This window comes from Alteromonas oceanisediminis (assembly GCF_018474025.1).
Lineage (GTDB): Bacteria > Pseudomonadota > Gammaproteobacteria > Enterobacterales > Alteromonadaceae > Alteromonas_E > Alteromonas_E oceanisediminis.
The window spans coordinates 562-14557 of the sequence record NZ_JAHCTA010000002.1 but is presented as its reverse complement, the minus strand read 5'-3'; the positions used below and the strand labels follow the sequence as shown (position 1 = coordinate 14557).

Annotated in this window: 14 protein-coding genes; 11 read left to right on the top strand and 3 right to left on the bottom strand. The window is 46.6% G+C overall.

The window, feature by feature from the left end; all coding sequences use genetic code 11:
- Positions 1-100 precede the first annotated feature (100 nt).
- From KIU71_RS03230 to KIU71_RS03195, 8 genes are all read left to right on the top strand, one after another.
- Positions 101-898, top strand: a complete 798-nt coding sequence (locus KIU71_RS03230) for a DUF1206 domain-containing protein (protein ID WP_214129750.1) — start codon at positions 101-103, stop codon at positions 896-898.
- Between the two features lie 183 nt (positions 899-1081).
- Positions 1082-2842 carry a GGDEF domain-containing protein gene (locus KIU71_RS03225; RefSeq protein ID WP_214129749.1) on the top strand — a complete coding sequence of 587 codons (1761 nt, stop codon included), beginning with the start codon at positions 1082-1084 and terminating at the stop codon, positions 2840-2842.
- A gap of 70 nt (positions 2843-2912) precedes the next feature.
- Positions 2913-3785: a hypothetical protein gene (locus KIU71_RS03220; protein WP_214129748.1), complete on the top strand. Its 873-nt coding sequence runs from the start codon at positions 2913-2915 to the stop codon at positions 3783-3785.
- Between the two features lie 158 nt (positions 3786-3943).
- Complete coding sequence (locus KIU71_RS03215; protein ID WP_214129747.1) at positions 3944-4471, top strand: sigma-70 family RNA polymerase sigma factor; 528 nt, start codon at positions 3944-3946, stop codon at positions 4469-4471.
- Positions 4468-5169 (top strand): anti-sigma factor, encoded by a 702-nt coding sequence (locus tag KIU71_RS03210; protein ID WP_214129746.1) that lies wholly within the window; start codon positions 4468-4470, stop codon positions 5167-5169. Before KIU71_RS03215 ends, KIU71_RS03210 begins: the two co-directional genes overlap by 4 nt.
- Positions 5170-5518: 349 nt before the next feature.
- A complete protein-coding gene (locus tag KIU71_RS03205; protein WP_214129745.1) occupies positions 5519-7099 on the top strand; it encodes a DUF4331 domain-containing protein in 1581 nt (526 codons plus the stop codon).
- A 10-nt stretch (positions 7100-7109) separates the two neighbouring features.
- Positions 7110-7610 carry an Ig-like domain-containing protein gene (locus KIU71_RS03200; RefSeq protein WP_214129744.1) on the top strand — a complete coding sequence of 167 codons (501 nt, stop codon included), beginning with the start codon at positions 7110-7112 and terminating at the stop codon, positions 7608-7610.
- A 51-nt stretch (positions 7611-7661) separates the two neighbouring features.
- Positions 7662-8741 (top strand): tetratricopeptide repeat protein, encoded by a 1080-nt coding sequence (locus KIU71_RS03195; RefSeq protein ID WP_214129743.1) that lies wholly within the window; start codon positions 7662-7664, stop codon positions 8739-8741.
- 95 nt (positions 8742-8836) lie between these two features.
- On the opposite strand, the gene KIU71_RS03190 is transcribed toward KIU71_RS03195, so the two are convergent.
- The gene (locus KIU71_RS03190) at positions 8837-9388 is read right to left on the bottom strand and encodes a redoxin domain-containing protein (RefSeq protein ID WP_214129742.1); all 552 of its coding nucleotides are present in this window, start codon (positions 9386-9388) and stop codon (positions 8837-8839) included.
- Positions 9389-9558: 170 nt separating this feature from the next.
- On the opposite strand from KIU71_RS03190, the gene KIU71_RS03185 reads away from it, so the two are divergent.
- Positions 9559-10002, top strand: a complete 444-nt coding sequence (locus KIU71_RS03185; RefSeq protein ID WP_250207237.1) for a hypothetical protein — start codon at positions 9559-9561, stop codon at positions 10000-10002.
- Positions 10003-10043: 41 nt separating this feature from the next.
- Here KIU71_RS03185 and KIU71_RS03180 read toward each other — a convergent pair whose 3' ends face one another.
- On the bottom strand, positions 10044-11075 hold the full coding sequence (locus tag KIU71_RS03180; RefSeq protein WP_214129741.1) for a patatin-like phospholipase family protein: 1032 nt from the start codon (positions 11073-11075) through the stop codon (positions 10044-10046).
- Positions 11076-11419: 344 nt separating this feature from the next.
- The gene (locus KIU71_RS03175; RefSeq protein ID WP_214129740.1) at positions 11420-12496 is read right to left on the bottom strand and encodes an MBL fold metallo-hydrolase; all 1077 of its coding nucleotides are present in this window, start codon (positions 12494-12496) and stop codon (positions 11420-11422) included.
- Between the two features lie 194 nt (positions 12497-12690).
- Between KIU71_RS03175 and KIU71_RS03170 the strand changes: the two genes are divergently transcribed.
- Together KIU71_RS03170 and KIU71_RS03165 are read left to right on the top strand one after the other, a co-directional pair.
- Positions 12691-12894, top strand: coding sequence for a hypothetical protein (locus tag KIU71_RS03170; protein ID WP_214129739.1), 204 nt, complete (start codon positions 12691-12693; stop codon positions 12892-12894).
- A gap of 41 nt (positions 12895-12935) precedes the next feature.
- Complete coding sequence (locus KIU71_RS03165; RefSeq protein ID WP_214129738.1) at positions 12936-13739, top strand: substrate-binding periplasmic protein; 804 nt, start codon at positions 12936-12938, stop codon at positions 13737-13739.
- Positions 13740-13996: the final 257 nt, after the last annotated feature.

Sequence of the window (13996 nt, the reverse complement as noted above, 5' to 3'; positions counted from 1 at the left end):
AGAGCACGCTCTAGCAACCAAAACAGAAAAAAGCGTATGATGTTGCTAAATAAACGCACGTACTTGTACGTAGTCTTCTGCCACTTTGGGAGTTTAGGCATTGTCCAACCAACAGAACGCATGGATCAAAGTTATTGGTAGAACCGGGTACGCCGCAAAAGCCGTTGTGTATTTTGTGTTAGGGATATTAATTATTTACGCGGCATTAAGCCTTGGTAGCACCGAAAACATTACAAAAAAATCTGTTTTTCAAGAAGTGTTGAATTCTCCATTTGGTTACGCGTCGTTGTTCACATTAACCGGTGGATTAGGGTGCTACGTCGTCTGGCGACTTGTTCAAGGAACGTTGAATCCCAGTGGTTTAGATATGAGCAAAACAACCGATGTTGTCCATCGAGGGTTCTATTTTGTCTCCGCGATTGCTTACAGTTTTGTTACCTATGTTGCGTTGGAGACCTTGCTGAATTTGAAGTCTGAGGAAGGCAGTGGTCAATCCTTTAATATTGACGAAATCTTGCAGGAGACGTGGATTACGGTTGGTATGTGTTTGGTGAGTACGCTGATCATTCTTTACGCAACGATTCAATTTAAACATGCCTTTAAGCGCGACTTCACAGATAAGTTTGTTGATTCCATGCCCCACTCCCGTGTGAAAATTGTCAAATTGATGGGGAGCATGGGTTTCTCAGCACGAGGCGTTGTGTACACGTTAATTGGTGTGTTGTCCATCAACGCCAGTATCTATGCCGGAGCTGACAAACCGAGTGGTTTGTCAGAAGCTTTAAGCACGTTGATGCAACAACCGTATGGAAAATGGCTGGTTGCCGTTGTTGGAGTGGGTATGCTGGGCTTCTCAATTTTTTGTGGGTTAGAAGGCCGGTATAGAAAAACCTATTAATCGAATCCGCAACCCCCCATTCTGATGAACAGAACTAAGCCGAATACCTTTTCTTCTTTCGTTGTAAACAATCACGGTCTCTCAATTCATTCACTATTTTTGCATCTTGTTGTTTAAAAAGCAGAAAGAGGTAGTGGCTGCATGGTTTTCTCGCTATATTAGAAGAAAAAAGTGTCGCCTGTTATGCCCTGTATTCGTCAATTGATTGTTTTTTCTGCTTTATTCAGTGGCTTGTTGGGCGCGAAGGCCTCCGATCCTGTAGATGCGTTTATCGATGACGTGCAAACCGTCACATACGATTGCCCAGATCCATCCCAATATGATCAGTTAGAGTCGTATCTTTCATCAGACACGTTGTCGGCTGCTCAGCGATTTGCGTTGTCTACCGAAAAATCACATTTTCTCCTCTGTCGCGGAAAGACCGCTGAAGCACATGCGTTACTGTTTGACCTTATCGATCAAGACGACGTGAACACAGACTCTTACTACTATGCCTCTGCTATTTATCAAGTAGGCTTTGGCTATGATGTTTTAGAGGAGCCTCAGCGCTGCGATTACTACGCTCAAGCGCGCGAGCTGTCATCTCCTGAACAGCATAGCGATGTGTTCTTAAGTGCGTCATTAGGTATGATCACAAACTGCATGCAAAACCTGCCACTGAACGAGCGCTTAGGCCGAATGTTTCGCGTTTTAGAGCGCTACAGTGAAACCGATAATCACGCCGCACTGGCGCATATTCACAACAGTATCGGGCTGGTGTACGGCGGCCTGGGGCAGCACGTATTAGCCGCTGAACAATTTATCAAAGCCCACGAGTTAGGATTGGAAAGCTATACCGGTAGCAACCAACTGACGATCCTTATCAGTGCGATTACGTCTTTACTGGCTAGTGGTCAGTTTGAAACGGCGTATGAATATATTGTTGAATTCGAAAAAATTAATCGCGATGTAGCGACGCCGTTAACCAATTTTTATTACTACCATGCACTCACTGGCTACTACTATCGAACCAACAAAATTGACGAAATGAAAAATGTTTTGCCTGAGTTCAAACGCACTGCCGATGAAATGTCCAACAGCTTCATTACGGCGATGGCATCGTGGTATTCCGTAGTGCCTTGTGTGTATGAAAAAAATCAGGCGTGTATGCGTGAATACATACGTGAACTTGAAAACACTGGCGGCAAAGGGGCGAACCGCTTTGCTAACAACCCTGACTATCTCGCACTGAAAACGAAAATGTATTTAGCGCTTGGCGACCTCTCCCAAGCCGAAATAGCATTCGACAATTACGTCGCAAGTGCCAAACAAGACTTTCAAAATGACCAAGATTCAGCGAGCATTCTCAGCGCGGCTAATCTATACAGTCAGATCAACACCCTGGAATCTGAAATAAAAGCAACCCGGCGAACACGTAACAACATCATTATTTTTGGTCTTCTAACCTCCGGGCTGATTATTGCGCTGAGTGTTTATTTTATCCGCAAGCGCTACATGGCGCATAAGTCCATCGATCCCATCACTCAGGTGCTAAACGCCGAAACCGCAATGGCTAAGATTGGTAAACACGACGCGCCTGCGCGGGGCCGTTCACACGCGTTAGCGCTGTTCGACGTGAGTCATTTGCGGCAGCACAATAGCGTGCCGGGATTCACCAAAAGTGATTATGTGCTCAGAAAAATTGCGGCTGCATTGCAGAGCGTGACGCGCGATTCGGATATTCTTGGTCGCTACGGCCCTGAGCAATTCATCATCTTTTTGCCTAATATTGAAGAGCAAGGGTCAAAAGCCTTTCTCGACCGCGTGCAAGCCATACTGAGTGCGAGCTTTATTGATGATGACGGCACCGGGGCTGTTAATGTTCATTCAAGCATCAGTGTGTTTGTGTCAACCGACAAACTGAATAATCTGGATGAAATCGTGCAAGACATGCAGATAAGTTAATTTTTTTGATTAGTAACCAATACAACTGAGCGAAATCGATAGATGTATTGTGAAATAGAGGCATCACAAAATGCTTAGCTTTCGTTGCTTAATTGTCATCATTGCTGGTTTGAGCTTTACGTCTTTTGCTGATGAACGGATAGAACATGACATTCAATTTATCACTGACTCGCTAGCCCTTTTACAGGTAATGCAAGGTGAACGGCAGCCGCAAAGTATTATCGAGGGCACGAATTCGCTGTTGTTCGCTCAGTTAGATTTATCTGATCGTGTAACGTTTCTGCCATTTAAGCGGCATGATGCTGCATTAAAGTCAGAGAGCCCCACCTGCACATTTTTTAGAGTTAAAACCGTTGAAAGAGAGGGGCGTTATCTTTTTAGCCTACCTGTAGACATCTTTTTAAGCCCTCGCTTGTACCAAATCGCGTCAGGGCTTTCGATCCCTAACACTTATCTGGATAACCAGCGCGACATCGTTGAGTTGGCGGATTTCTTCAACAACAGCCAACGGAATGCGACTCTAGCTACCATGCCCAACGCCTCATATGGGCAAGCCATCGATGAAGCGTTAGCCAAAATCGTGCGTTCTTCGGTGTACCAGATCAGCGCCAATGATTCCTATTCGGGCTTGATACAACTGTTCCTGAAACGACGTGTCGAGTTCATGTTAATGTATCCGGCGAATACAGGGGGTTTAGAAACCCTTCAATCAACTGAATTGCGCAGTTACGGCTTTGCGTCGGTGCCAGCGATTATTGAAGGTCATCTAATGTGTAACGAAACACAGCAGACACAATTATTCATCGCTCAAGCAAATAACGCGCTTCGTCAATTGTATCGCTCGACTGAGTTCGAACAAGTACTCAAGCGTTTCACCCCAGTTGCAGACCAAGCATTGATTGACGAAAAGTTATCGGCGTTGAAAGAACAAACCTCTTTTTAAGTCTTTGCGGGTGAGAGTTAACTATCTAATTTGCATGTTTCTCGCTATATTTTTGCATTAATAAAAATTTACCATCGATTCCTTGAAAGTTTTTGCATCCACATGAGCTTTATAGTCGTTTGGTTTTTGACTGCAGAGGGATCGCCAAAGGAGTCTGTATGGAACATGAAGAGTTGTTTCCTCTGTTGTGCGCAACGGCTGAAGGTAAGAAAGAGGCGTTTGCGTCGCTTTACACCAAAACCAGTGCGCAAATATATGCTGTCGCATTGAAAATGTTAAAGCGCAAAGAGCTTGCAGAAGAAGCCACACAAGATACATTCATTAAAATCTGGCATGGTGCGTCCAGCTACCAGCGTAGCAAAGGCACGGTATTAACTTGGATGGTGAGTATTGTTCGGTACCGCGCGTTAGACCTAATGCGTTACCATAATATTCGCAATGAAGTCGCGCTAGGGCCTGAGACTGACTCGCCACAAACCAGTATGGCGTTGCCTACGGCTGAGAAGCGCAGACTCGCTGAATGTATGGATGAGTTGGAAGACGCTCAACGACAAGCGATTCATCTCGCTTTTTATGGCGGCCTATCCCATCAGGAAGTTGTACAGCATCTTGACTCTCCGTTAGGAACGATAAAGAGCTGGATCCGCCGCGGGCTACAGAGTTTACAGAGGTGCCTGTCACTATGAATTATAACCAAGAGTCATTGCGCAACGCGCTAGCCGCTGAGTACGTGCTGGGCACACTCCGCGGCGGTGCTCGTCGCCGCTACCAGCAGCTTATTATGACAAGTCAATCCACCGCTGAGACAACGTGGCTGTGGGAACAATATCTTAATGGAATGGGCGAATTCGTCCCTCCCGTGGAGCCAAGCGATATTGTCTGGCAAACCATTCAGCAGAAGCTGGGCTTTGTCGAGCGGCCTTCTAATGTGACGCCGCTACAGAACGAAAGAAGTCCCAAAAACAGTAAATGGCGAGGTCCTGCGCTGTTTGCTTTTGCTGCGTCGTTATTGATTGCTGTTATTTGGACAAGTGTTCAACCTGTTTTGTCGCCACCGGTCACACACATTGCTGTGGTCAACGATGCAGATACTAACCCATTGTGGTTAATTGAGATTTCTGATCAGCAATTGCGTGTGCGCAGCACCGACCAAGTGATTGCGCAAGCTGATAAAGACTTTGAATTGTGGATTGTTCCCGCGAATGGTGGTGCGCCAATTTCACTGGGTGTGCTGCCTAAAGATGGCGAGTTGAAAGCGCCAGCAGCCGAGAGTTTGAGGTCAGTACCGATCATGGTGCTCGCTGTTAGCTTGGAGCCACTAGGCGGCTCGCCGAATGGTCAACCCACCGAGGTGTTGTACACAACCAACTTAATCACTGTATAACCCCTTCCAAGACGCAGTGCTGTTATCTAAGCCTGCGTCTTTTCTCATCAATACAAGAACTTAACCTGCCAGTTGCTGTTGGCTTGATTGTTGCTCTTCTCTGTCCAGCACATTGTTGCGAAATTGGCGGTGATTGTTCCTACCGTTTGAGTTCATGTCGTTCAACCGCTGTGCTTCGTACCCATTAGCAACGGTTTTTATACAGGCCGGAAGTTAATGGAAAGCCACTTAATGACATTGTGAGTGAGTCAATCATTCATGTATGCAGAAAATATTTCACACATGCTGCATCCAATCGTGTACTACGATCGTTTGGCTTCTTGGAATTCATAGAAACGAAGGAAATAACATGCAGAACAAAACTAAGTTTGCAATCGCGCTAGTCTCAAGTGCCGTTGCATTTTCAATTGCCGCATCAAGTCATAGAGAAGCTCCTGCAGTGACAAAAGCTCCTAAAATCGATTCAACCGATTTTTACGCCTTTAACAGCTACGAGGAAGGTCGCGAAGGTTATGTGACAATGATCGCGAACTATATTCCGTTACAAGACGCTTACGGTGGTCCAAATTATTTTTCGATGGATCCTGAAGCACATTACGCCATTCACATCGATAACGATGGTGACGCTGTAGAAGATGTGTCTTTTGTGTTTGATTTTAGCCAACGGTTGGGCAATAACGGCGACGGTATTGCGTTACCTGTTGGGCCAGAAGATAACCGACGTACGGTTCAAGTGCCGCTCAAAAACGTGGGTGGAGTCAGCGCGGACTCGAGCGCAGCCGCAAACTTTTTTGAAGACTACTCTGTGAGCATGGTTGAGGGTGAAGTGAGCGCAGGCACACGCACCGAACTAACAGCGAATGAAGCAAATATGTTTGGTAAACCGCTTGATTTCATCGGTACTAAAACGTTTGGTAGCGTTGAAGGTTATGAGCAGTATGCCAATACCTTTATTTATACAGCGCAAATACCCGGCTGCGACATGCCTGCGAAAATTTTCGTAGGACAGCGTAAAGACCCGTTTGTTGTTGCATTAGGTAAAACGTTTGACCTTGTCAACTATGTGCCTGTTGAAGGTGATAGTGCGCCAGGTGCCGGAGACGGCAATGGCTTCCCCGGTGGCGTTACACAAAGCGATGCTAACGATGACCTGAACGACAAAAACGTGACCAGTATTGCTGTTGAAGTACACAACTCATGTATTACTGGCGATGGAAATGGCGTTATCGGCGCGTGGACAACGGCGAGTCTTCCACAGGCGTCGGTGTTAAATCCGAATGCAACGTTTGATAAGCCTGCAGTGACGGGTGGCGCAATGACTCAGGTTTCTCGCTTGGGTAGCCCATTGGTCAATGAGCTTGTGATTGGTTTGGGCGATAAAGACAAATTCTCGACCTCGCATCCATCAATGGACGGTCAATTTTTGGACTATGTCACTCACCCTACTCTACCTGAATTGTTGAATATTTTGTTCCTTGATGCAGTGAACACAACCTTGGGTGCGGAACTGCCAACACTAGCGCCAACCAATATTCCACGTAACGATTTGGTCACTGCATTCCTAACTGGATTTGAAGGTGTCAACCAGCTCGCTACGGTAACGCCATCTGAAATGCTTCGTTTAAATACCGGCATACCTGCCGTTCCTGCGAGCGAACAGTCAGCCTTTGGTGTTGCAGGCGATGATTTGGCTGGTTTCCCGAACGGACGTCGTCCTGGCGATGATGTTGTGGACATTGCACTTCGCGTAACGATGGGAGCTTTGTGTCATCCGATCCCAATCAATGGCGAGCCTACCAATCTCGGCATTTGTGAGGAAGCGGATGCGAATGTTGGTAATGTGCCGTTTACCGATGGTGCACCAATCGATGCATCTTACATGAACAATGCATTCCCATACTTAGCGACGCCACTACCAGGCTCAAACTAGGGGGTAAGGTATGAAGATTAAATTATTATTAGCCGGAGCTGCATTGCTCACGTTAAGCGGTTGTTTTGACAGTGATGACGACGACCCGGTGTTGCCAGAGCCTAACAATCCGCCGTCGGCGATTGACGCAACGTTTGTCACACAAACTGAAGTGCCGATTGACGACAGCGTTGAGGGCTCAGATCCTGACAACGACAGCTTAACCTTCGCGTTAGAGGAAGATGTCAGCAATGGATCGTTAACACTGAATAGCGATGGCTCTTTCACCTACACACCGGACCTAGAGTTTACGGGTTCGGACGAGTTTACTTTCTCAGTGTCAGATGGTGGAAGTGCTGCAGCGACGGGTACCGCCTCAATCACAGTAGAGGCGCTACAGGTGTTATTTTCTGAGTTGAGTCGAAGTGCCTTCGCGCAGCCTGCAACTGCAGAGCCGTTGCGTGTCAATGGGCGCATCGTTACCAACGATGTGGAAGACCCTAATGCCTATGACGATCTATTGATCGACTAAGTGCAAAGGAATTGTTTCGCCACGGATGGCGTTTTATTTAAGGAGTTACACATGAGAAATTTTAGAATATCGCTGTTGTTTTTTGCAAGTCTCAGCATGGCGTTTGTTTCGTTGATAGCGCTCAGCGTTGTTGTGGCAGAAAGAGCGTTTGCTCACGGTGACCATGCGCACGAGCATGAAAACCATAATAAAAACAGCGATTATTCCAAGCTTTCTTTGGCTGAGCTGGAACAAAAAGTTCTGGGCATACAATATTTATCGCCGCAACCTGCGGCGATAGAAGCTTTGCAAGCCAGATTAGATAGTATCTCTCTGTCTTCAGAAGCTGATCAGGTAGCTAAGCATTACTTGTATGCTCGCTTACAGCAGCACCATCATGATTTTGAACAGGCCAAGAAAACCTTGTCTAAGGCACTGGAGATTGGGCCCAATAATGTCAGTGCGCTGCTATTGATGGCATCAATCGAAAATAATTTGGGCAATCATGAAGCTGCGCTAGAAAAATGCCAGCAGTTGGTGGGATTGGCAGATTCGACCTTTGTAGCGGCATGTATTGTTGAAACAAAGGCGCAGCTAGCACCTGATGATATTCAGGCGCAGTACGATAATCTTTCACGAATCGCCACGCTCAATGCAGCTGCCACCAACGAGCATCACTATTGGATCAATGAAATATTAGCTGATTTAGCGCTTAAGCTTGATAAACCCACTGTCGCCGCCGAGCATCTTCAAGGTGCGCAGTTGTCAAAAGCGCCAGTGAGTTACATTGCACTGTGGGCCGATGCTCAGATGGCGTTGGACAATCATGCCCATGTACTTGACATGCTCACTCTGATGACCAAAGAACAGGCTGAAATAAATGATGCATTGTTGTTACGCCTAGCGATGGCTGAAAAGAAGGCTTCTGATGATGACCATTGGCACAACGCAATGCGCCAGCGTATCGCTGAGAGAAGCGACGAACACAACTATGCCCACGCGGCCGAACTTGCCCGATTCTATCTGTATGTCGATGTTAATCCACAAGAAGCGACACGTTGGGCAAAAGTTAATCTAAATCACGCTAAATCAAGAATGGATGTTGAATTGCTGGCGGCAGCCGAGAGTTTGCAGAACGCCCAGTCAGAATAGATATTTCAGTCAACGAACAGTTCCCCAAGGCAGTGGTGGAGCTAGCATACTGAAAGGATGCTTGCTCCGCCATTTTTCACACTAAATAGACCGAACTAAGCCGTACCACGAATGGGATAGTCGTTTTCACGAACGTATTTTATGCCGCCAATGAGTTGATCCAGATTTGGACGTACAAAGGGCGCGCTCGCAATCTCCGCAATTTGTATTTTTCGCTCTGCGTTTACTAGAAACATCGCAGGTTCAGCAAACACATGATCGGTTTCAGAGGCCGACATTGGCTCGGACAAAAACAGTCCTAGATTTTGCATTTCATCTTTGCTCAGACCTGCATACACAGAAAAAGCTACATCTGCAATCTTATCAGCGTAAAAGTCATTTAATTGCTCAACAGAGTCTGCACTCACCGCAACTAACTGAACGTTAAGCGCTGCAAAATCCTGCTCTCTGGACTGCAGTTGATTTAAATATTTTGCACAAATCGGGCAGTGCTGCCCCCGATATACGACGATCAAAAACCAACTTGGCTGTTCTTCTGACGATAAACCCGCAGTAACACGAGGGATCAACGATGTCGTTTCGCCATCTCGTGTAAGAACCTGAATATCAGAAAAAATTGCGCCGGCAAGTGATGTACGTGTGTTCATAGGGTCTCCTCATCGTTATTCACACACCATAACTAAGCGAAAACCATTCCAATTGCTATTAGCCGGTTTGTGACCTAAAAATATAAAACCAGGTAACACTGTGATCGTGCAGCGCGTAAACTATACTGACAGTATGTAAAACAGTGTTACACAGGCAAAGCTCTCGAATTATGCTTGAACATGGCCATTATGAGTCGGCAAGAAGCAAGCAACTCATTTTATTTGCTGCACGCGGGCCTTGGAACGACGAAACGCTGCGCCGCGGCACACGCATTCTGGGTGGACGTATCGCTGAACTTGATAAAAACCACCCTTGGGGGCAATTAAGCTGTTTATACGGCGAGAGTCTTATGCCACCATCAGCTTATGCCATCTTCGTCAAACAGATTAGGATACGACAACAGGCCGGTTTGTTAGCACTTGCGGTCGTTATCAGGGATTCAGATGTCGCGCGGACCATTAAGAATCAGTTGACCGCAGCCTATGAGGACGTGGGCGTAGACTACGCATTTTTTGATGACATTGACTCCGCACTTCCTTGGCTACAGCACAAAGACATCCGTTTTGAATCTGCCGCCGTCTGTGCGTTTTTTGACGCCAACACCTTTGTGTAACATTAATGAAATCGCTTAAACCACACTGTAGCGCCGCCTCGTTATGACACTTCGTAGGTTATCGGCTTTCCGGTTTTGGCGTCAATCCGATCCAGAGATGGGCCATCATATTGTTCCAGCAACAGTTGGATCACTTGCTCCCCGTATTGCTCAAACCAAAAGTCGCCTAGTAGTCTGAGCTTTCTTATATTAGTGGCGCTGATATCGTCCATGGCATCATCCGGAGCGGTGGGTAAGCCCGGCTGCTCCTTCAACTGAGCATTGACACGAATGTAGTTTCCATTTTCAATCAATGTGATGGCTTGATAAGCAACCACCATTTCATCAGACAATATGTCGATAATGCTGCCTTTACTCATCCACTGCAGTGCGCCCCACTCCGCCGAGTCCGGGCCATTGATTTTTCGCGTGCGATAACCGGTTCCTACAGACAGTACGCGTAGCTCAGAAAAAGATTCACTTGCCCAGACTCGTCTCGCTTCTGCTATGGCGCACAGTGTAGGATTATTCGCAATTACACCACCATCAATAAGCCAGTTTTCAAACTCGTTATCGCCTATTCTCATCGCTTTGGTTGGAAAATAAGTGGGCGCTGCGCTAGAGGCATCTGCCACATCAGCCGAACGCAGCGTTCGGTGTTCAGCTTTCGTCGATTTGAGCACGAACGGTCGTCTGTATTCTACGCCGTAGGTAACGGCCAACACGTGTTTGCCAGTGGCAACGTCGTTTAGGCAAGCGTTCTCAAAGTTACGTTGGAGCACATCAGATTTGCCCGCAGCTTGATATTTAGGAGCGTTGATGCCATCGAACTCTAACCAGCCTCGATTACGTTTAAAAATACTCTGGGCGTTCGATTCGCTATACAAAGCATTGATATCCTCCATGGATAATCGTGTGGTTGCCAGTGCCAACGCAATGATACTGCCTGTGCTGGTGCCGGCGTAAAAATCCACGCAATCGCGCAAAGTAATATTTTTTCGCGCGAACAACTCGTTTTCCACATGACACAAAAATTGTGTGGTTGCAGCCCCACGAATTCCGCCGCCATCCAGTGATAAGATAAGTTTGCCCATGAGGTAGTCCTTTGTGCATCGTGCAGCTGGTTAATATGGGTAGAGCATAGCTAACTTTGTCTATTCGTCCACTTTATGTACAACTGGGCTTGCATCCGTGGACCACGCTCACCCATGTTTTATCCAAGTCCAACCGATCCCAGAACGTCATTGGTACTTTCCACCGAAACAGGCCCGGCTTGGTATAGGGGATACTTCCAAGATGAGCGAACTGAATCCTTACTTGATGACACCCTACGATTCTTCGACGCAAAATCCATCACTGTAGGGCACACCCTTCAATTCAGCGTAAATAGCCAATATCAAGGGATACTGTTCGCTATTGATGTCAAGCATCCAAATGATTATCGAACCAGTTTCCCGTTTAAACGTTCCGAAGGATGACTGATTGAAGACGATGAAGGCAATGCATGGCAGCAATAATAATAGACGCCATCGTCAGCCAATCTCCTATGTATTGAACCCTCGTGCAGCAAGTAGTTCAGATGGGAAAGGCATTCCGCGACCGCGAAAAACATGGCTTGATGGTTCAATGTTCGTTTGAACAGTACCGGTAAACACTCAACCAGCGTTCGCGGTTCCTCACAATGCGCCAACAGGGCCTTGAAATGATCATGGTGGTGAGCAATGAGTTGCCTTACGCGCGAATGCAGTCCAACAAAAGGTTGACGATGTGCGGGAAGCACGTTCACGGTTTCAGGCAAATCGAGAAAAGGCGTTAAGGTGGTAAGATACTGTTTTAGTGCGTTTGCATTTGGCTCAGTGCTATAAACGCCGATATTCGGCGTAATTTGCGGTAAAACATGATCGCCTGATATAAGTATGTTCAAGCGCTCACTGTACAAGCAGACATGCTCAGGAGAGTGACCTCTACCAATAATGACCTGCCAATCATGGTCGCCGATATTAACATTCATCCCAGCCGCTAGTCGCTCGAACGAGAGCGGGATAGGTTTCACCACTTTCGCGACACCCGCTTTATTCGACAGCGCATTTTCGATGTATTCTTCAGACAAACCGCATTGTGTGTAAAACATCCGATCTTGCCACGGATCGGCACCTTGGCGACCGGCTACGATGGCTCTAGCAACATAGTACTCATCGTGGCTCATATACAATGGCGCGCGAAATTGCTCGACCAACGCGCCAGCCATCCCAATGTGATCCGGGTGCATATGTGTTACAAAAACACGGGTCAGACGTATGTGATAGCGTGTGAATACTTGCTGCCATAAATCAGCCGTTGTCTTGGTACCCAATCCAGTGTCAATAGCCGCATAGCCATCACCGTCTTTGAGCAAATATAAATTAATATGGTCGAGTTCAAACGGCAGCGGCATTCGTAGCCAAAAAATATGTTCATTGATTCGTCTAAGCTCGCCCGCCTCAGGCGGGTTGAGGGGAAGATCGTTGATTGCCATGGGATCGCTCTAATCATCTATCGAATTGTATTGAGGAGTATTTGCGCTGGAAATACAATTCACCCTAAATGATTATTCAGTATTGATTCGGTTGATATCGCTAAGTTTTACCTAACGTTGTAGTGGAGTTTGCTGAATTTTGTTATGGTTTCAGTACGATGTGGAACCCCTTCCACGGTGCAGAGAAACAATCGATGAAGTCAACAGAACAAAAACTATATGACTTAAAGCATGAGACCGATCGAACCCGAACTGTCGTGGCAGCTGTGGGTGATGAAAAAACCGCTGCGCTATTAGCGCAGATTGTGACGATGTTTGATGAAGCTATTGGTAGTCATACAGCGAAAAAACGCGTTCAATCCGGCCCTGACGCAGACTCGAAAAGCGACTGGGGTTAAAAGCGTTTCATTTTGTTCTTAGAATAAGGTGGTACATCAATTTGATCTTCAGACATTTAGCCAGTGCGACCACGCTAATCATTTATATTTTGATGACAAGCCTGCTCAGCAATCCGCTGCAAGCATCACCACAAAAGCTGGTTGTCGGTGCGCAAAATATTTACTACTTCCCTCATTACGATTTTAAGTCTGAAAGTGATAAAGGCATTGCTTGGGCGATCTTGCAGTCGTTTGGCAAGGCTTACGGCTATGACATTGAATATCTCCCGTTACCGATTAAGCGTATGCACCATGCGTTAGAAATGGGTCAGATTGACTTTATATTCCCAGATAATCGCACGTGGTATGAGAGCCCGAATGCTAACGCCAAGAAGTTTTTTAGCCAGCCCTTCTACGAAATTTTAGGTGGCGCGTTTGTACTTCAAAAAAACCGTGAGTTTACACCCTCTGATGTAAAAACATTGAGCATCCCGTTCGGTTTCTCCCCGGTGAAATGGCACGAACGTATTGCTTCAGGGCAAGTGGTGCTTGCTGACGTTTCTGAGTCGTTTGCAGCATTGAATCTCGTTGTGGCGGGTAGAGCTGATGCAACTGATCTTGAGTACAACGTAATCAAGTATCTCACTCAAAACCAGCCTAAATACAGCGACATCGTCATTGGACAACATCTACCTTACGATATTGTTGGATTCCATCTATCGACCATAAAGTACCCTGCCGTTATTCGCGAACTCGATAGTTTTTTAGAACAAAACGCCAGTTTGATCGCTGAGCTTAAAGAAAAATACAACCTTGTTGATCCGCATGCAGAAGTTAGAAATTTAGGTTTACCTGCACATCAATAGTTATCCTCGCCTGCTGCACGGATACCTCTGAGAGAATAACAGGCAAGAAACATCCCAACGTCATCCCGGCAGAGGCCGGGACCTGCTCAACAGCTTGAGTTATTTGAAAAAGGATTGCTGGCAACCCAAGGAGGTTGCAGCCTTCGCTGCAATGACGTTTCTTTGTTGCTGCACGGATACCTCTGAGGGAATAACAGGCAATAAAAAAGGGCCTACCGTGAGGTAAGCCCTTCTTCGAATGGGAGCTTGGCGATGTG